The sequence below is a fragment of the Rhizobium sp. Leaf262 genome, from assembly GCF_001422245.1.
In the GTDB taxonomy this organism is placed as follows: Bacteria; Pseudomonadota; Alphaproteobacteria; order Rhizobiales; family Rhizobiaceae; genus Agrobacterium.
On sequence record NZ_LMMM01000019.1, the window covers coordinates 122,087 to 140,058 of the forward strand.

Annotated in this window: 18 protein-coding genes; 2 read left to right on the top strand and 16 right to left on the bottom strand. The window is 59.2% G+C overall.

The annotated features are described in order from the left end of the window. Positions 1-120: 120 nt before the first annotated feature. Positions 121-2,007: an ABC transporter ATP-binding protein/permease gene (locus tag ASF29_RS20570; RefSeq protein ID WP_062452532.1), complete on the bottom strand. Its 1,887-nt coding sequence runs from the start codon at positions 2,005-2,007 to the stop codon at positions 121-123. 118 nt (positions 2,008-2,125) lie between these two features. After that, positions 2,126-4,180: a LysM peptidoglycan-binding domain-containing protein gene (locus ASF29_RS20575; protein ID WP_062452533.1), complete on the bottom strand. Its 2,055-nt coding sequence runs from the start codon at positions 4,178-4,180 to the stop codon at positions 2,126-2,128. Positions 4,181-4,334: 154 nt separating this feature from the next. Between ASF29_RS20575 and ASF29_RS20580 the strand changes: the two genes are divergently transcribed. Beyond that, on the top strand, positions 4,335-4,955 hold the full coding sequence (locus tag ASF29_RS20580) for a TIGR00730 family Rossman fold protein (RefSeq protein ID WP_062452534.1): 621 nt from the start codon (positions 4,335-4,337) through the stop codon (positions 4,953-4,955). Positions 4,956-4,959: 4 nt separating this feature from the next. Here ASF29_RS20580 and rarD read toward each other — a convergent pair whose 3' ends face one another. From rarD to alr, 14 genes are all read right to left on the bottom strand, one after another. Further along, positions 4,960-5,874 (bottom strand): EamA family transporter RarD, encoded by a 915-nt coding sequence (gene rarD / locus ASF29_RS20585; protein ID WP_062452640.1) that lies wholly within the window; start codon positions 5,872-5,874, stop codon positions 4,960-4,962. 168 nt (positions 5,875-6,042) lie between these two features. Further along, positions 6,043-6,999: a prolyl aminopeptidase gene (gene pip, locus ASF29_RS20590; protein WP_062452535.1), complete on the bottom strand. Its 957-nt coding sequence runs from the start codon at positions 6,997-6,999 to the stop codon at positions 6,043-6,045. 1 nt (position 7,000) lies between these two features. Then, positions 7,001-7,474 carry a GFA family protein gene (locus ASF29_RS20595; protein WP_062452536.1) on the bottom strand — a complete coding sequence of 158 codons (474 nt, stop codon included), beginning with the start codon at positions 7,472-7,474 and terminating at the stop codon, positions 7,001-7,003. Continuing rightward, on the bottom strand, positions 7,471-7,938 hold the full coding sequence (locus tag ASF29_RS20600) for a GFA family protein (RefSeq protein WP_062452537.1): 468 nt from the start codon (positions 7,936-7,938) through the stop codon (positions 7,471-7,473). Before ASF29_RS20600 ends, ASF29_RS20595 begins: the two co-directional genes overlap by 4 nt. Then, the gene (locus tag ASF29_RS20605) at positions 7,935-8,411 is read right to left on the bottom strand and encodes a GFA family protein (protein ID WP_062452538.1); all 477 of its coding nucleotides are present in this window, start codon (positions 8,409-8,411) and stop codon (positions 7,935-7,937) included. The genes ASF29_RS20600 and ASF29_RS20605 overlap by 4 nt, the downstream gene beginning before the upstream one ends. After that, positions 8,408-8,776, bottom strand: coding sequence for a DUF559 domain-containing protein (locus tag ASF29_RS20610; protein ID WP_082453648.1), 369 nt, complete (start codon positions 8,774-8,776; stop codon positions 8,408-8,410). The genes ASF29_RS20605 and ASF29_RS20610 overlap by 4 nt, the downstream gene beginning before the upstream one ends. 299 nt (positions 8,777-9,075) lie before the next feature. Next, positions 9,076-10,461, bottom strand: a complete 1,386-nt coding sequence (gene cysS, locus ASF29_RS20615) for a cysteine--tRNA ligase (RefSeq protein ID WP_062452540.1) — start codon at positions 10,459-10,461, stop codon at positions 9,076-9,078. A 199-nt stretch (positions 10,462-10,660) separates the two neighbouring features. Then, positions 10,661-11,401, bottom strand: a complete 741-nt coding sequence (locus ASF29_RS20620) for an SDR family NAD(P)-dependent oxidoreductase (protein ID WP_062452541.1) — start codon at positions 11,399-11,401, stop codon at positions 10,661-10,663. 74 nt (positions 11,402-11,475) lie between these two features. Next, positions 11,476-12,969, bottom strand: coding sequence for an amidophosphoribosyltransferase (gene purF, locus ASF29_RS20625; RefSeq protein WP_062452542.1), 1,494 nt, complete (start codon positions 12,967-12,969; stop codon positions 11,476-11,478). A gap of 137 nt (positions 12,970-13,106) precedes the next feature. Then, positions 13,107-13,694, bottom strand: a complete 588-nt coding sequence (locus ASF29_RS20630) for a CvpA family protein (RefSeq protein ID WP_062452543.1) — start codon at positions 13,692-13,694, stop codon at positions 13,107-13,109. A 95-nt stretch (positions 13,695-13,789) separates the two neighbouring features. After that, the gene (radA, locus tag ASF29_RS20635) at positions 13,790-15,190 is read right to left on the bottom strand and encodes a DNA repair protein RadA (protein ID WP_062452544.1); all 1,401 of its coding nucleotides are present in this window, start codon (positions 15,188-15,190) and stop codon (positions 13,790-13,792) included. A gap of 5 nt (positions 15,191-15,195) precedes the next feature. Beyond that, positions 15,196-15,507, bottom strand: a complete 312-nt coding sequence (locus ASF29_RS20640; protein WP_062452545.1) for a type II toxin-antitoxin system RelE/ParE family toxin — start codon at positions 15,505-15,507, stop codon at positions 15,196-15,198. Continuing rightward, entirely contained in the window at positions 15,503-15,778 is a 276-nt protein-coding gene (locus ASF29_RS20645) for a type II toxin-antitoxin system ParD family antitoxin (RefSeq protein ID WP_062452641.1), read from the bottom strand. Before ASF29_RS20645 ends, ASF29_RS20640 begins: the two co-directional genes overlap by 5 nt. Positions 15,779-15,842: 64 nt before the next feature. Further along, positions 15,843-17,018 (bottom strand): alanine racemase, encoded by a 1,176-nt coding sequence (gene alr / locus ASF29_RS20650; protein ID WP_062452546.1) that lies wholly within the window; start codon positions 17,016-17,018, stop codon positions 15,843-15,845. A gap of 82 nt (positions 17,019-17,100) precedes the next feature. Here alr and ASF29_RS20655 point away from each other — a divergent pair, with 82 nt between their 5' ends. After that, complete coding sequence (locus tag ASF29_RS20655) at positions 17,101-17,958, top strand: AraC family transcriptional regulator (RefSeq protein ID WP_062452547.1); 858 nt, start codon at positions 17,101-17,103, stop codon at positions 17,956-17,958. Positions 17,959-17,972 lie beyond the last annotated feature (14 nt).

Below are 17,972 nucleotides of genomic sequence, written 5' to 3' on the forward strand. Positions count from 1 at the left end.
CGACATATAGTCATCCAGCGACGATATTCACGCCCTGTTGCGACAAAACACGCATAGGTGACTACAGGCAAACCGCGCGACGGGCAATGCGTTCCCGCTGCAAGCGCAGGGTTATACCTGTCAATGCGCGGGTTCGCCGCGGTCGACCACGCCCAGATCGTCTTTTTCGCGCACTTCCCGTAGCCGTTCTTCCGCCTGGATAGCTTCCCGCTGGCGGCTCCACATGGACGCGTAGAGGCCACCGGAGGCGATCAGCGACGCATGGGTGCCGCGTTCTGCAATGGTGCCGTCTTTCAGCACGATGATCTCATCCGCGCCGATGACGGTGGAAAGCCGGTGAGCGATGACGAGCGTGGTGCGGTTGCGCGAAACAACGTCCAGCGCGCTCTGAATTTCCTGTTCCGTATGCGTATCGAGTGCCGATGTCGCCTCGTCGAGAATGAGGATCGGCGGTGCTTTCAGGATGGTACGTGCAATGGCGACACGCTGTTTTTCGCCGCCGGACAATTTCAAGCCGCGTTCGCCGACCATGGTCAGGTAACCATGTGGCAGCTTGCTGATGAAACCGCTGATCTGGGCGGCATTGGCAGCAGCCATGACGTCGTCTTCTGTGGCGTCCGGCCGACCATAACGAATATTGTAGGCCAGCGTGTCGTTGAACAGCACAGTATCCTGCGGCACCATGCCGATCCGCGAACGCAGGCTCTTTTGCGTGACCTCGCGAATATCCTGCCCGTCGATGGTAATGGCACCGCTCTGAATGTCGTAGAAGCGATAGAGCAGACGCGACAGGGTGGATTTGCCCGCACCTGACGGTCCGACGATGGCGACGGTCTTGCCCGCCGGCACATCGAAGGAAATGCCTTTGAGGATAGGGCGTTCCTTATCATAGGCAAAATGCACATCGCGAAAACAGAGTGCGCCGGGGCCGACCTGAAGCTCTTTGGCATCGGGCGAGTCCACGACTTCCGCTTCGACCTCCAGAAGGTCGAACATCTCCTCGATGTCCGTCAGGCCCTGCCGGATTTCGCGATAGACGAAGCCGATGAAGTTGAGCGGTACGGAAAGCTGCAGCAGCAGAGCATTGATGAAGACGAAATCGCCGATCGTCTGTTCGCCGCGTTGAACCGCAAGCGCCGACATGACCATCATGATGGTCGAACCGATGCCGAAGATGACGCCCTGGCCGAAGTTGAGCCAACCCAGCGAGGTCCAGATGGCCGTCGCCGATTTCTCGTAGCGCGCCATGGACGCATCGAAGCGCGTCGCTTCCATCTGCTCGTTACCGAAATACTTGACCGTCTCGAAGTTGAGCAGAGAGTCGATCGCCTTGGTGTTGGCGTCGGTGTCGCTGTCGTTCATCGAGCGGCGGATGCCGATGCGCCAGTTGCTGGCTTTGACGGTAAACCAGATATAGGCCCAAACGGTAACGACGGTAACCGCCACATACCAGAAGCCGTAGGACAGCCAGAAAATGACAGCCGTCAGCAGAAACTCGATGAAGGTCGGTGCCGTGTTGAGGATGGTGAAGCGCACGATGGTTTCGATACCCTTCGTGCCGCGCTCGATGACGCGGGAGAGGCCGCCCGTCTTGCGCTCCAGATGGAAGCGCAGCGACAGCCGATGCATATGCACGAAGGTCTTGTAGGCCAGCTGGCGAACGGCGTGCTGGCCCACGCTGGCAAACAGCGCGTCGCGCAGCTGATTGAGCCCGATCTGAATGAGACGCGTCAGATTATAGGCGACGACCAGCACGACGGCACCCAGAAGGAACACGGGAACGATCCCGGCCATGTCCAGCTTGCCATTCAGCGCATCCGTCGCCCACTTGAAAAAATAGGGAACGGAAATGAGCACGAATTTTGCGACGATGAGAAAGAAAGTCGCCCAGACCACGCGCATCTTGAGGTCCGGCCTGCCTTTCGGCCACATGTAGGGCCACAGGTTGATGATGGTTTGCAGCGGATTGCCTGCATCCGCGGAAATCGTCTTTTGCTTGTCGCTCATGCTCTGCTCCGGTGGTCTGCCGGACTGCAGACAGCAAGACGGCGGCCCTCATCGAGCCGCCGTGTGATGATGAGATAAGGCTGATGCAACATCATTGCAATGCCTTTTGCCGCCGGGATTACCGGTTCAGCAGGCGCTTGCGATGCAGTTCTTCCGCATTCGGCAGGGCGTTTTCGGGAACGCCGAAAATCTGGCCGGGTTCGATCAGGTCTGGATTCTTGATCTGGTCCTGATTGGCGAGATAGATGGTGGTGTAGCGCACACCCTGACCGTAAACGCGGCGGGAAATCTGCCACAGCGTATCGCCGCGACGAATGATGACCGCGCCTTCGCTCTGTGCAAGAGGTGCCTGTTCGAAGGTCTTGGGGCCGGTTGCAGCCTGCGGCGCGGCCTCGGCAGGTTCCGCCGTGGCGGGCAGGGGAGCGTTGAGTTCCGCGAAGCGATCGGTCAATCCGGCAATCTGTTTGCCAATCGCGGCAACATCGTTGGGCAGACCGTCGATGACCGACAGCAGGGTGCGCGCCTTTGCCGAAATATCGGTGACGAATGCGGTAAAGGCTGCATCGGCTGTTGCGGCCGTGCGGAATTCCGCCAGCGACCGAAGCGCGATTGCCGTGGCCGATTTCGCCGCCGCAACCTCATCCGAGGCGGGCGTCTTGCCGTCCTTGTAAAGGCCGGAAAGAATGGCAAATGCCTTCGTGACGTCGACGCGGAGGGACTCGAACGCCGCGCGATCGCTGACAGCGGCGGGTGCCTGTGTGCCGTTGGCCGTGTCTTGGGTCTGAGCGGAGGAGGTCGGCGCAGATGGTTGAGCAGGCGTCTGCTGCATGGCAACGGTGGCCTGATCCATCTGGGGGCGCGCAAAAGGTACGCGCACACGAACGGTGACATTGCCCGCAGCGTCCAGTGCTTCAGCGGTCACGACGTGATCGCCGACAGACAGGTCGACATCGCCTTCAACGACGAAGCTGCCCGATGCTTCCGACTTGATGCTGCCGATGGCCTTGTCGTCCACCAGAACGCGAACCATGGTGTTGGCCGGAGCCGAGCCTGCAACGAAAATTTTCGTGCCCTCGAACTCCACGGCAACGACGCGGATCGTTGCGGCTTCCGCCTGGCTCTGTGGCGCGCTGGCGGCAGGAGCGGCAGTGGCAGGCGAAGGGTTCGCGTTGTTTTGAGGCGTGGTTGCCGGCGCTGTCGCCTGCGCCTGCAGATCTGACGGTGGCGCCTCCGGCATGGTCATCACGCGGCTTGCCTTGCCCGGTGTCGTCACCATGGCCAGAAGCTCACCATTTTTCTGCGACGGCACGGAGACAGTCGCGGTTTCCTTGGATTGCGCCGCCTTGCCGTCCTTGCCTGTGGCGCGAAGGATGATTTCGTGATCGCCAGGTGCAAGCGGATTATCGAGAACGGCGGCAAAATCACCGCTGCCTTCGACGGTCGTCTTTGCGATGACCTGACCGTTGTTGACGATTTCCAGGTTGGAGCCGGGCGCAGCCTTGCCAGCGATAACGGCCGAACCATCCGGCTCGACGCGCAGAACGTCGAAGGTCGGCAGTATTGCCGCGTCGCCTGTGGTGGGAGCCGGGGCCGTTGCAGGAGCAGGCGTCTGCGGGTTTGCAGGTTGAGCGGGAAAAGGCGCACCATCGTCGGTGCCTGCGAACACGCCGGGGAGGCGACGCACCTGAGCCGCTGCCGCTGCTGCATCCGATGGCAGCTCACGCAGGAAGGCGATGGTCCGTTCCGCCGCTGCACGCGCCGTCGTGATCAGGCGCGAGGTCGTCTCGTCGAGTGCTTCGGGTATCTCGATATTGTTCAGTTCCCTCAACGAGTTTTCCACCCGCTGGCGCGCAGCCGCGAATTCTTCGTTGGAGGGCACCTTGTTGTCGGCGAAGCGTCCTGTCATGTCCTTGATGGACTGGTTTGCCGATTCCGCCAGGCGTCCAACCTTGTCGGCGACGTTTTCCGTCTCCTTGGCAGCGTCCGACAGCAGGTCGCCCGCTTTTTCGCCACCCATCTCCACGCTGTTCTTGACGTCGTTTCCGGCCTGATTGATGGCATCGCCAATCGGCTTGTCGTCGGTCGACATGCGTGGGAGAACGAAGAAGACCATGAGCAGCGTCGCGACGCCAAGCACGATAAGCGCCAGCAGTCCGGCCCTTTTGTTGTTCATCATCAATCTCCGGGTAACTTTCCTGTCCTTGAGTTGCGATAGCTAGCGTCTAAGTCGTGTGCGCACAAGCGGGAGGCCTGCAAAACCGGTATTTCCGGGCAATCAGTCCCCAAATTTTCTTGACGGATCGGCTGCCCCATAGTTCCTTCGTCCCATGACTGAAGAAAATACACCGATTCGATCCATCTGCGTCTATTGCGGCTCCCAGCCCGGACGCGATCCAGCCTACATGGAAGCAGGCCGTGCGCTTGGAAAATCCATTGCCGAACACGGCATTCGCCTCGTTTATGGCGGGGGCACCAAAGGCATCATGGGTGCCGTCGCAAGCGGCGTTTTGTCCAATGGCGGAGAGGTGACCGGCATCATACCGGACTTTCTGGTCGACATGGAAGCGACCCGCCATTCCCTCGGTCAATTGAACGAACTGATTATTACCAAGGACATGCACGAGCGCAAGCACATGATGTTCGAACGGTCTGACGCTTTCGTGACTTTGCCCGGCGGCATTGGCACTTTGGAAGAGATCGTCGAGATCATGACATGGGCGCAGCTTGGCCGTCACGCCAAGCCGATGGTGTTCGCCAATATCAACGGTTTCTGGGACCCGATGCTGGAACTGATCCGCCACATGCGCGACCAGGGCTTCATCCACCGCGCCCACCTGCTGAACCCGCTGGTGATAGACCAGATCGAGAATGTCGTTCCGGCCATCATCGAACGTGCGGCAGCGCAGCAGAACCCGGAAGGCGATCCGTCGGTCATCTCTCAGCTTTGAGGGATCACGTTGCTTTCCGGCTGCCGATCAATCCCGGTACGGTATAGATCACCAGTGCCGACCAGATCATGATGAAGGCGATGAGGCGAACCGTGTCGAACGGTTCGTGGAAGATGAAGATCGCGATGACGAAGATCATCGATGGCGCGATATACTGCATGATGCCGATGGTGGAAAGCTTCAGCAGCTTGGCGCCGTTTCCGTAAAAGATGAGAGGCGTGGCCGTAACGAGGCCGCTGGCCACCAGAAGCCATGTATCTATCGGCACGCTGGCCATGAAGTGCGCCTGGCCTGTGCTCATGAGATAGACGATATAGGCAAGGGCTGGGGGCGTCAGCAGCAAGACTTCCAGCAGAAAACCCTGTGTCGGGCCGATCGGCAACGTCTTGCGAAAAAAGGCGTAGAACGCCCAGGAAACGGTCAGCGCCACGGAAACCCACGGCAGGCTTCCCGCGTGCCATGTGAGCAGGGCAACGGCGAGGCCAGCAAGGGCGATGGCGGCGATCTGGAACCGGCTGAGCTTTTCCTTCAACAGAACGGCGCCGAGGAAAATGCTGAACAACGGATTGATGAAGTAACCCAACGCCGCATCCAGCGCACGCCCGGACCCGATGGCCCAGATATAGACACCCCAATTCAAACTGATGAGCGCCGCCGTAAGGCAGGCCATGGCCAGCATGCGCGGCGTCGTCAGTGCTTTCCTGATTTCCGCCGTGCGACCAAGAATGATAAGCACGGCTGCGGCAATCGGCACGGACCAGATGACGCGATGGGCAATGACCTCGAATGGCGAGATATGCGCCACTGCCTTCATGTAGAAGGGCAGGAAGCCCCACAGGACATAGGCCGTGAAGGCATAAACGAAGCCACGCGCGCTATCGCCGGGTTGAGGGGCCGGAATGGTTTGGTCTATTGCCATGGGAGTGCTACCGATCGAAGCGTAAAGCACTGCCATATGCCTGTTTGCTATTATATTCCAATTCATTCGCGTGAAGCATGCGATGAAAAATTCTCAAACGCCGCGATGAAACGCGCCGCTTGAATCGGTCTCTCAGGCGGCGCGTTCAAGTCTTTGGGAAGATGTCGTTTATTTGCCCGCGAAGCGATCCGTCGCGCGGATGAGTTGATCGAGAATGCCGGGTTCGCTGAGCGCATGGCCCGCAGCTTCCACGATGTGCAGATCGGCCTTCGGCCACGCCTTGGAAAGTTGCCAGGCATATTTCAGCGGGCAGGGCATGTCGTAGCGACCATGCACGATAACGCCGGGGATGTCTTTCAGCTTATACGCATCGCGCAGCAACTGACCTTCCTCGAACCACCCCGCATTGACGAAATAGTGGGTTTCGATACGCGCGAAGGCGATGGCGTACTGATCCTCGCCGAATTCTTCCACGCGGTTTTTGTCCGTTACCAGCGAGATCGTGGCACCTTCCCACTGGCTCCACGCCTTGGCGCATTCCAGCTTTTTCGTCTCGTCGGTGCCGGTCAGATAGCGGTTATAGGCCACCATCGTCTCGTGGCGCTCGGCTTCGGGAATGGGTGCGATGAAGGTTTCCCAGCGGTCGGGATACATTTCGGACACGCCGAACTGGTAGTACCAGTCCAGCTCCGGCTTGGTCAGCGTGTAGATACCGCGCAGAACGAGTTCACTCACCCACTCAGGATGGGTTTCGGCATAAGCGAGCGCCAGTGTGGAGCCCCACGAGCCGCCAAAGACCTGCCAGCTTTCGAAACCGAATTTCTCCCGCAGCTTTTCCATATCCGCCACCAGATGCCATGTGGTGTTGGCGTCCAGATTGGCATGCGGCGTGGAGCGTCCGCAGCCGCGCTGATCAAACAGGACGACATCGTAGAGGGCAGGATCGAATACGCGGCGATGCGTAGGGGTCACTCCGCCGCCGGGGCCGCCATGGAGGAAGACGGCAGGTTTTGCGCCCTTTGTGCCAACGCGTTCCCAGTAGATCACATGGCCATTGCCCACATCCAGCATGCCGGTTTCGAAGGGCTCGATCTCTGGATAAAAGCTGCGCAATTCTTCATTCATGTCATTTTTCCTGTGGTGGCCAATGCGACGTATCGTGGTCGGGGTGCTGACGGTTCCTGATCGACTGCTCTACACCCTCGTCCGGCTCCTGCTCGACGGGCAGGGTATCGAGATGAGAAAACCAGTTCATCCTGTTGGAAAGATTCGATTGTGCCTCCGGCAGGATGCTCTGCGGATCGTCCAGCGACCCGAGCGTTACATTGATGAAATCCATGCCGGGGATATCGTAAAACAAGGGCGTCCCGCATGAGGCGCAAAAGCCGCGGCGCACATGGTCGGACGATTGAAACCAGTTCGGCGCTCCGCGGGTCAGCGTAAACCGGTCACGGTCGCTCGCCCCAAGCGGCAGGAAATAATTGCCCGATGCCTTCTGGCACATGCGGCAGTGGCAGACATGCGGATAGCGAATATCGCCATCGATCCGGTAACGGATTGAACCGCACTGGCAACCGCCGGAATACGTTGTCGCTGTCATGGGTTCACATTGTCTTCCGGTGGCCAGACGTGGGTATCGTGGTCCGGGTGTTGATAAGAGACCATGGTGCTTTCATCCAGACTTTGCTCCGCGGTGGGCTTGTCAAACAGCGCCTTGATCCACGGCATCTGTATATGGGCATTCACCTGCACCTGCGGCTCGATCTCCTGCGGATGATCGAAAGCGCCGATGGCGATCTCCACGCCGCCGGGATGATGATAGGTCAGCGGCGTGCCGCATTTGTTGCAGAAGCCGCGATGGATTTTTGCCGAGGAGCGGAAGAGGCTCGGCTGGCCGCGCGTCCATGTCAGATGCGCCTGATCCGCCGTGACCAGCGCGCCGAAGAAATTGCCGAAATGCTTCTGGCACATGCGGCAATGGCAGATCGAAGGGCGGCCCAGCTTGCCCGCATTAAACCGCACCGCGCCGCACTGGCAACCGCCGGAATAACCCGCATCACTCATGTGTTTCTCTCCTGTGGCCATGTCTGCGTATCGTGGTCGGGGTGCTGATAGGATGTGAGGTTGACCAGATAATCCACCGAGGTCAAATCATCTTCCGTGGGTACGGCAGGCAGGGTGTGAAGGCTATCCACGAAACCGATCTTGCGTTCGACACCCCATTGCACGGACGGTGGAAACGCCGAGGGATCATCAAACGCCCCGGCCGCAACCGCCATCCCATCCGGCGCCTCATAGGTCAGCGGCGTGCCGCACTCGCCGCAAAAGCTACGGCTTACTACACTGGAAGACCGAAAGCGCTTCGGCTCTCCCCGCGTCCAAGTAAAGGCTTTGCCCCGCACGGATACCAGCGGCGCATAATAGGCCCCGAACGCCTTCTGGCACATGCGGCAATGGCAGATGGAACTATCGTTGAGATCGCCCTCGACGCGAAAACGGATAGCGCCGCATTGGCACCCGCCGGTGTGGATCGTCATGGGGTGTTCTCCTTGATCTTTCTCAGGATGTGGAGACAGACGTTGTCGATATCGCTGAGGATGTCGTGGTTCCAGAAACGGATGACGGTCCAGCCATCTTTTTGAAGTCGGGCGGTTCTTTCATCATCATACACTATGTCAGCATTTTGCGTATGTTGAGAGCCGTCTATCTCGATAATGAGGCGGTGATCCGAACAGGCGAAATCGACAATATATCCCGCAATCGGCATTTGCTGCCGGAAACTCATCCCTTCCAAACGATGGGCCCGAATAGCATTCCAGAGTTTCAGCTCCGCATCGGTCATCGCTTTTCGCATCTGCCGTGCGTAAGCGCGATGCCGCGGTTTCACGTCTGCGTGGGGCATGGTTGGCTCGTCATCTGGTTTCGACCAGAGATTGGTCGAACGAGCCCGAAATCGCAAGTCGATTGTATTGTTGCTTGCGTCAGCTTTATTGGAGGTCGGAGGTTGCCGCTCACCCCCCTCTGTCCTGCCGGACATCTCCCCCACAAGGAGGGAGATCGGCTGGGCGCTCTGACACCACTTCACTCTCGACGCGAGAGATGGCCGAAAGGTCGCCGCGAGTCGATCTCCCCACCTGTGGGGGAGATGTCCGGCAGGACAGAGGGGGGCAGCCGCACCCTCCGACCCCTCGTGGAAACTACCTACCGCCTAATCTCCCAAGTCGTCACCCGCTCACCGCTGTCCTTATCCTTGCCATCCTTCAACTGAATGCCCTTCGCCGAAAGCTCGTCCCTAATCCGATCCGCCTCGGCGAAATTCTTCGCCTTCAGCATCTCCAGCCGCATGGCGACCAGTGAGTCGATGGCTTCGGCAATGGCTCCATCTACCTTCGCCTTTTTCGGCAAAACACCCAGCAACGCCGCGCTCGCCGCGAAGGCAGGTATTTTCTCCGGGTCGGCATTGGCGGCTTGCGCCAGCGCATGCAGGGCCTGCACGGCGGCGACGGTGTTGAGATCATCGGCCAGCGCATCCAGCACCGTCTGATCCGGTGCGGCATCACCAATGTCGGCGGCGGGCCATTTGGCCAGCAGACGTTCGGCTTCCTCCAGCCGCTTCACCGAAAAATCGATCGGCTCGCGGTAATGCGTCATCAGCATCGCCAGACGCAGCACGTCCCCCGGCCACTTCCGCCCGCCGAATTTCTCCGTATGCAGCAGCTCGTAAATCGTGATGAAGTTGCCATCCGACTTCGACATCTTGCGGCCTTCGACCTGCACGAAGCCGTTGTGCATCCACACATTGGCCATGACATGCGTGCCGTGGGCGCAGCGGGACTGGGCGATTTCGTTTTCGTGGTGGGGGAAGATCAGGTCCAGCCCGCCGCCATGAATATCGAAGGTCTCGCCGAGGTAGCGCTCGCTCATGGCCGAGCATTCGATATGCCAGCCGGGGCGGCCGCGTCCCCACGGGCTTTCCCAGCCGGGCTCGTTGTGGCTGGACAATTTCCACAGCACGAAATCGCCAGGGCTTTTCTTGTGGACTTCCACGGCAACACGCGCACCGGCCTGCTGCTCATCCAGCGGGCGCTTGGAAAGCTGGCCGTAATCCCCCATCGATTTGGTGTCGAACAGCACTTCACCGCTGGCGACATAGGCATGGCCGCGGGCGATCAGCTTTTCAATGATCTCGATCATCTGCGGGATGTTATCGGTGGCGCGGGGCTCGATGGTGGGTTCGAGGCAGCCGAGCATGGCCACGTCTTCATGAAACTGCAGCGCGGTCTTTTCCGTCACCGCGTGAATGGCGTCGTTGAGCGGCAGGTTGGGGTAATCGCGCAGGGCGCGTGCGTTGATCTTATCATCGACATCGGTGATGTTGCGCGCATAGGTGACGTGCGCATCTCCATAGATATGGCGCAGCAGCCGGTAGAGCACGTCAAAAACGATGACGGGGCGTGCGTTGCCGATATGGGCGAAATCATACACCGTGGGGCCGCAGACATACATGCGCACATTATCGGCATCAATGGGCTGGAACTCAGCCTTTTCGCGGGTCAGCGTATTGTGGAGTTTCAGGCGCAAGGACATACGGCACTTCCTCAAGGGCAATCAGTTTCCCCAGCCGGAACGTTTGTCTGCTTGTGACCTTTCGGGAGACGAAAACGATCTGGCCGGGCGTTAGACCAGCAAAATTTAACTCAGCAACAGCAGCAGATCGTTGTTTTCATGGCTTGCTTATGGCGCGCCCGGAAAAATTGGTCAAGAGCGCGCCCGTCACTGCACTGGATCATTCCGGCGCGCGGTAAGAAACGAATTTTTTGTCCCGGACGACATAAATCTTGCCTGTTTCCGTGACCGCCGGAGACGCCAGAGGCAGGATGGCCGCCGCGACTTCTGACGGATGGGGCAGGGTGTCGGGATCTTCGCCGGGCATGGCCTGCGCGCGCATGGCCGTGCGGGTGGCGCCGGGGTTGATGCTGTTGACGCGCAGAGCGGTCGCTTCAGTTTCCGCCGCCCATGTGCGGGCCAGTGCTTCCACTGCGGCCTTGGAGGTGGAGTAGGCACCCCAGAACGGGCGACAGGAATGCGGCGCACCGGAGGAGAGGATGAGGGCGCGGCCTGCATCGGATTTCAGCAGCAGCGGCTCTACCGAGCGGATCAACCGCCATGTCGCCGTGACGTTGATGGTCATGACCTTTTCGAAGACCTTCGCTTCTATGTGGCCGACAGGGGAGATTACGCCGAGAACGCCGGCATTGGCGACGAGAATATCCAGCTTGCCCCAACGCTCGTTGATGGAAGCACCGAGCGCGTCGATGGCGTTCATATCGGCCAGATCGAAAGGCACCAGCGTCGCGGTTCCGCCCGCAGCCTTGATCGCATCATCCAGGTCTTCAAGACCGCCGACCGTGCGGGCGCAGGCAATGACATGCGCGCCTGCCTTGGCCAGTTCCAGTGCCGTGAAATAGCCAATGCCACGCGATGCGCCGGTCACGAGCGCGATACGGCCTTTAAGGTCTGTCGTCATTGTCTCCCCCGAGAATGATGTGTTCGAGCCGCAGTCGGCCGAAAGCCCGCGCAGGACGCGCGGGCGAGGGTGGATCAGCCGTTGCTGGCCAGCATGGAAATTTTGTTGCCCATGGACTCGCCGTTCTTGTCCAGAAGGCGGGTCGGGTATTCACCGGTGAAATAATGGTCGGTGAACTGTGGACGGGCCGGGTTGCGGTCCACGCCGCCAACAGCCTGATACAGACCGTTGATGGACAGGAAGGCCAGCGAATCCACGCAGATGAATTTTGCCATATCTTCGACATTGGCATACTGGTTTGCCAGCAGCTTGTCGGCGTCCGGCGTGTCGATGCCGTAGAAATCCGGGTGGAAAATCATTGGGCTGGCAACGCGGATGTGAACTTCCTTGGCACCGGCTTCGCGGATCATCTGCACGATCTTGACCGAGGTGGTGCCACGCACGATAGAATCATCCACCAGAACGACGCGTTTGCCTTCGATCATCGCACGGTTGGCCGAATGCTTCAGCTTGACGCCGAGCGCGCGAATGGATTGCGTCGGCTCGATGAAAGTACGGCCGACATAGTGGTTGCGGATGATGCCGTATTCGAACGGAATGCCGCTTTCCTGCGCAAAGCCGAGCGCCGCAGGTGTTCCGCCATCCGGCACGGGCACGACGACGTCAGCTTCCAGCGGCGCTTCCTTGGCAAGGATGGCGCCCATGTTCTTGCGCGTCGTGTAAACGTTGCGACCGCCGACAACGGAGTCGGGACGGGCGAAATAGACATATTCGAACAGGCAAAGGCGCTCTGGCTGCGGCTTGACCGGCTTGCGGGCATCGATGGTGACAGAACCATCCGGCTGAATCTCGCAGATGATGACTTCGCCATTTTCGACGTCGCGAACGAACTTCGCGCCAATAATATCCAGCGCGCAGGTTTCCGAGCAGAAAATCGGCTTGCCATCCAGATCACCCATGACCAGCGGGCGGATACCCGTGGGGTCGCGGGCGGCAATCAGCTTGGTGCGCGTCATGGCCAGCATCGAATAGCCACCTTCCATCTGCCTGATAGCATCGATGAAGCGATCTGCCGTGGAGGAATGACGCGAGCGGGCGATGAGGTGCAGGACTACTTCGGTATCTGACGTAGACTGACAGATGGCGCCGGTGGCGATGATCTGGCGGCGCAACGTCAGGCCGTTGGTGAAATTGCCGTTATGGGCAACGGCAATGCCGCCTTCTTCCAACTCGGCAAACAGTGGCTGCACATTGCGCATAGCCACTTCGCCTGTTGTGGAATAGCGCGTGTGGCCGATGCAGATGGAGCCGGGCAGGCGGGCAAGGGTGGCCGGGTTGGTATAGTGATCACCAACGAGGCCCATATGACGTTCCTGGTAGAAACGCTTGCCATCGAAGGACACCATGCCTGCGGCTTCCTGGCCGCGATGCTGCAGGGCATGCAGGCCGAGAGCCGTCAGGGCCGCCGCATCCGGGTGACCCAGAACGCCGAACACGCCGCATTCTTCATGCAGCGTATCGCCATCGAGGATGTCGTTGAGGGTGGAATGCGAAAGCGGCTCATTCATCTGGCTTGCCTTTGCTGAGTGCCAAAAACAAAAACCGCTCCGGCGAGAGTGTCTGCCAGTTTGGTCTGTCTGCTGCCTATCTAGAATATCTAGCACAAATAGCGCGCCTTGCATATATTGCAAGACGCGCCATGATGTCAGTTTGCCGGTGCGGGCGTATTTGTTGCCGGTGCGTCGTCGGCTGGGGTCTGTTCCGTGGTGCCTTCGGCAGGCTTGCCCAGGATACGCGCCCGGATCTGCGGCTCGATATTATCAGGCAGAGCCGCTTCAAGCTTGGCGACGAGGCCATCCAGGAACGGCTTGGTTTTGGCCTGCGTGACCCAGGTCGGCTGCGTCTTCACATCCACCAGCCAGTTCCAGAAGGCAACGGCGACGACCAGCAGCAGAATGCCGCGTGCGGCACCGAACAGGAAGCCGAGCGTGCGGTCCAGCGCGCCGATGCGGCTGTCGATGATGAAATCGGCGATGCGCGAGGTGATGAAGGAAATAATGATCAGCGCCACGAGGAAGATGATGCCGGCAGACCCTGCAATGGCGATCTTGTCATCATCGGTGTAGTTGCGCGCATAGGGCAGCAGCACCGGATAGAGGTAATAAGCGGCTGCAACCGAGCCACCCCAGCTGGCGATGGACAGAATCTCGCGCGAAAATCCCCGCACCATGGCGAGAATAGCGGAGAAAAGAACAACGGCGATAACGATGCCGTCGAAAATCGTAATGGGCATTTACCAACTCCGGAGGTCGCGACACTGATGGAAGCGCCACTGTGCCAATTTGCGATCCTCATACACTAGCCGTTTAGCCAGCGAAAGGATCAATCTCAGTCTTCCTCAACCTGTCTGAACCGGTTGCCCGAACCCGCAATGCGCGCGACGAGATCCGGCAGGCTTTCTATCTCGGTCCAACGCCCCTTCGTGCCCTTCGGCAATTCAGCAGAAGCGGAAGGCAAAAATGCGGTTGAAAACCCCAGTTTCTCAGCCTCTTTCAACCGCTGTCCCGTTTGAGACACCGGCCTGACGGCCCCTGACAGGCTGACCTCGCCGAAATAGACGCAATCGGCAGGCAGGGCAAGACCGGCAAGCGAGGAAACCAGTGCAGAGGCGATCGCCATGTCTGCCGCCGGTTCGGAGATTCGGTACCCACCTGCAATGTTGAGATAGACATCGTGACTGCCGAGCTTCACGCCGCAATGGGCCTCCAGCACGGCAAGGATCATCGCAAGGCGCGACGAATCCCAGCCAACGACGGCGCGGCGCGGGGTGCCGAGCGATGTGGGCGCGACCAAAGCTTGCACCTCCACCAGCACGGGCCGCGTGCCTTCCATGCCCGCAAAGACGGCGGCACCCGGTGATTTCTCGTTGCGCTCACCCAGAAACAGCTCGGACGGGTTGGAGACTTCGCGCAAACCCTTGTCCGACATTTCGAACACGCCGATTTCATCCGTGGGGCCGAAACGGTTCTTCACCGTTCGCAGGATGCGGTAATGATGGCCGCGATCGCCTTCGAAATACAGCACCGCATCCACCATGTGTTCCACCACGCGCGGACCGGCAATCTGCCCATCCTTGGTGACGTGGCCGACGAGAACCATGGTGGCACCCGTCTGCTTGGCAAAGCGGATCATAGCCTGAACGCCGGTACGCACCTGCGTCACCGTGCCGGGCGCAGAATCGGCAGTATCGCTCCACAGCGTCTGGATCGAGTCGATGATGATGAGATCAGGCCGCTTACCCTCGGAAATCGTCGCCAGAATGTCCTCGACATTGGTTTCGGCTGCCAGCAGCACATCCGTATCGGCAGCGGCCAGACGCTGTGCACGCAGCCGCACCTGCGCCACGGCCTCTTCGCCCGAGACATAGACGATGCGATGACCGCGCCGAGACAACGCCGCTGCCGCCTGCATCAGCAGCGTCGATTTGCCGATGCCCGGATCGCCACCGATCAGCACCGCAGACCCACGCACGAAACCGCCGCCGGTCGCCCGGTCCAGTTCACTCATGCCGGTTGGAATGCGCGGCGCTTCCTCGATTTCACCTGACAGAGAGGTGAGGGTGACGGGTCGACCCTTCTTCGGCGTCTTGCCGGGGCCGGAGCCGATGCCACCCATCGGGTCTTCTTCAACGATGGTGTTCCACTCACCGCAGCCCTCGCATTTTCCCGCCCATCGTGTGTGGACCGTACCGCAGTTCTGGCAGATGAATTGTGTCTTGGCTTTGGCCATAAATGTCAGTTTTCTTCTTGTTTGAAATCTATTGCGCTGAGGTCCTGATGGCCGTGCAAAACGCGCAACACGATGAGTTCTTCTTCGGTCGCCTGAAACACAATTATGCGTTTTTGATATGTAAAACTTCGAAGGCTTGGCCCGAGTTCTTCGCGTTTGACGCCCGTAAGGCCCCCCTCTGCAAAAGCTCTAACCTTCGCTTCAAGATCGAAAACGAAACGATCAGCTGCCGCCGGGTTTTCAAGAGCGATGTAAATATGGTCGTCAAAAAGGTCTTCACGGGCAGCTGTCGTCCAGAAAGGTTTGCGCGCTTTAATTGGCCGTCCCCGTCTTTATATTCCGCTCTGCGGCCATACGCTTTATGTCCTTTAATAAATCCTCGCCGGATTCATAATAGTGTAGGCGCCCAGCCTCAACATCATCTAGCCCTTCCTGAACAAGCCGCCGAAGTTCAACAAGCTTGCCTTCTTTGCTACCCAATAGCCGCAATCCCGCGGCCACCACGTCGTCGGCGCTTTTATAAATGCCAGCACCGACCTGCTCATCAATAAACGCGCGATCCTGTTCGCTGAGATGGATTTCGGTCATTTCGATCTCCTTTTGTTCTCGTATAGCACAGGTCATTCCAGCTTTCCAAGAGGCAAGAAAAGCTTCAGTCTTCTTCGATCAGATATTGTCGCTCATAACGCAATCCAAGGCCGGTCAACATTTCGTAACCGATGGTGCCTGCCGCGCGTGCAACGTCATCCACGGGCACATTTGGGCCGAAGAGTTCGATGTAATCGCCAGCGCGGATGGCGTTTGTGGGTACGTCCGTCACGTCGAAAATCGTCAGGTCCATCGTCACGCGACCAGCCACCGGGACTTCGCAACCATTGATGAAGCCATAGGCGCCGCCATTGCCCATGTCGCGCAACGGAATGCCGGAGCCGGAGAGCGAGCGGTGATAGCCGTCTGCATAACCAACGGAGGCAATCGCCAGACGGCTGGCGCGTTTGAGGCGCAATGTGCCGCCATAGCTTACCGTCTGGCCTTCGCCAGCCTCGCGAATCTGGAGGATACGGGCCTCCGCCTTGGCGACGGGCCGCATCGGGTTTGCCATATCATTGATTGCTTCACCGCCGTAGAGGGCGATACCGGGGCGGGTGAGATCGAAGTGATAGTCTGCACCAAGGAAAATGCCTGCCGAGGCCGACAGGCTTGATTCGATGCCTTCGAAAGCGGCGCTAACCTGCCGGAATGATTCAAGCTGCGCCTTGTTCATCGGAGACGATGGCGTGTCGCCGCAGGCGAGGTGGGAGAGCACCAGCACGGGATCGAAGCTGGCGGGACGGGTCACGTCGTCGGCCAGAAACAGCGCATCGTCCAGCGGCAGACCGAGCCGGTTGAAGCCGGTGTCCACATGCAGCGCGAAGGGGTGGTCGCCGCGCTCTGCCAGAAGCCCCATCCAGAAGGAAAGCTGTTCTTCCGATGCGACGACGGGCACGAGATCATTATTGAAAACCTGGACTTCCTGCCCCGGCCAGATGCCGGAGAGAACGAAAATGCGCGCTTCCGGCGCATGCGGACGAAGCGTCACGCCTTCAGCGACAGTCGCTACAAAGAAATCCCGCGCACCGGCATGATAAAGAGTCGAGCCGCAATCCTCGATACCCATGCCATAAGCATCCGCCTTCACCACGGCACTGGTACGGGCCTTGCCGGAGCGCTTGGCCATATCGCGCCAGTTATCGGCCAGTGCGCCAAGGTCAATGGTGACGCGAAGCGGTGCGGTGTCGAAAGGATCATTCTCAATTTCGGAAAGGCTGTCGTCGAAGTCGTCTGTCATAATCTTGCACCGCTGGAAAAGATGGCCATGATCTATCACTTTTGTTCAAGACGGTCATGACGCAGTGGGCTAAACTTTGTCTATGCACAATGTTTCGCAGGAACAGGCCACCGAGTATATGCCGCTGTCGCGCGTCGAAATCACCCGTTTCTGGCGTGATCGGCGCTTCAAAGGTATGGAGTGCATGACGGCGACGTTTTTGACGCATGAGTTTTCGCCCCATGCGCATGACACCTTTTCCATCGGCGCCATCGAAAACGGCTCACAGATATCGACCATCAGAGGCACCACAGAACGAACCGGCCCGGGTCATCTCTATCTTATCGATCCTGGCCAGGTGCATGATGGAGCGCCGGGTGGTGATGGCTACCACTATCGCATGATCTATCCTGATATCGCGCTGTTATCGGAGGTCATCGAGGACGTGACGGGCCGCGCCTTCCACGGTACGCCGTCCTTCCCGCGTTTTTTGCCGCATGATCCGCAAATGGCGCTCGCCTTTCAAAACGCACATCGCAGGCTCGAAAGCGGGGCGGGGGCATTGGAAGCGGATGAAGGCATGTTTTCCGTTCTCGCCGAACTTTTCTCAAGGCACGGCAGCGCCATCATTCTACCTGTCGAGACACGGGAAAAGACGGCGGTCTATACCGCACGCGACTATCTGAACGACAACTTCGATACGGATGTCGGGCTGGAAGAGCTTGCGGTCATTGCCGGGTTGAGCCGCGCGCATCTCATCCGTGCTTTCCGCCGCGAGTTTCACATCACGCCACACGCCTATCTGACCGATGTCCGCATCCGCCGTGCACGCCATCTGCTGCGAATGGGGGATAGCCCAGCCTCGGTTGCCCTGGAATGCGGATTTGCCGATCAGGCACATTTTACACGGCATTTCAAATCACGGACCGGTATCACGCCCGGCCAGTTCAGGGCAGCCTGACCAGCGCGTCACTT

Coding starts and splice junctions, on each gene's coding strand:
- ASF29_RS20570 (WP_062452532.1), bottom strand. CDS start 2,007: ATGAGCGACAAGCAAAAGACGATTTCCGCGGATGCAGGCAATCCGCTG.
- ASF29_RS20575 (WP_062452533.1), bottom strand. CDS start 4,180: ATGAACAACAAAAGGGCCGGACTGCTGGCGCTTATCGTGCTTGGCGTC.
- ASF29_RS20580 (WP_062452534.1), top strand. CDS start 4,335: ATGACTGAAGAAAATACACCGATTCGATCCATCTGCGTCTATTGCGGC.
- rarD (WP_062452640.1), bottom strand. CDS start 5,874: ATGGCAATAGACCAAACCATTCCGGCCCCTCAACCCGGCGATAGCGCG.
- pip (WP_062452535.1), bottom strand. CDS start 6,999: ATGAATGAAGAATTGCGCAGCTTTTATCCAGAGATCGAGCCCTTCGAA.
- ASF29_RS20595 (WP_062452536.1), bottom strand. CDS start 7,474: ATGACAGCGACAACGTATTCCGGCGGTTGCCAGTGCGGTTCAATCCGT.
- ASF29_RS20600 (WP_062452537.1), bottom strand. CDS start 7,938: ATGAGTGATGCGGGTTATTCCGGCGGTTGCCAGTGCGGCGCGGTGCGG.
- ASF29_RS20605 (WP_062452538.1), bottom strand. CDS start 8,411: ATGACGATCCACACCGGCGGGTGCCAATGCGGCGCTATCCGTTTTCGC.
- ASF29_RS20610 (WP_082453648.1), bottom strand. CDS start 8,776: ATGCCCCACGCAGACGTGAAACCGCGGCATCGCGCTTACGCACGGCAG.
- cysS (WP_062452540.1), bottom strand. CDS start 10,461: ATGTCCTTGCGCCTGAAACTCCACAATACGCTGACCCGCGAAAAGGCT.
- ASF29_RS20620 (WP_062452541.1), bottom strand. CDS start 11,401: ATGACGACAGACCTTAAAGGCCGTATCGCGCTCGTGACCGGCGCATCG.
- purF (WP_062452542.1), bottom strand. CDS start 12,969: ATGAATGAGCCGCTTTCGCATTCCACCCTCAACGACATCCTCGATGGC.
- ASF29_RS20630 (WP_062452543.1), bottom strand. CDS start 13,694: ATGCCCATTACGATTTTCGACGGCATCGTTATCGCCGTTGTTCTTTTC.
- radA (WP_062452544.1), bottom strand. CDS start 15,190: ATGGCCAAAGCCAAGACACAATTCATCTGCCAGAACTGCGGTACGGTC.
- ASF29_RS20645 (WP_062452641.1), bottom strand. CDS start 15,778: ATGACCGAAATCCATCTCAGCGAACAGGATCGCGCGTTTATTGATGAG.
- alr (WP_062452546.1), bottom strand. CDS start 17,018: ATGACAGACGACTTCGACGACAGCCTTTCCGAAATTGAGAATGATCCT.
- ASF29_RS20655 (WP_062452547.1), top strand. CDS start 17,101: ATGCACAATGTTTCGCAGGAACAGGCCACCGAGTATATGCCGCTGTCG.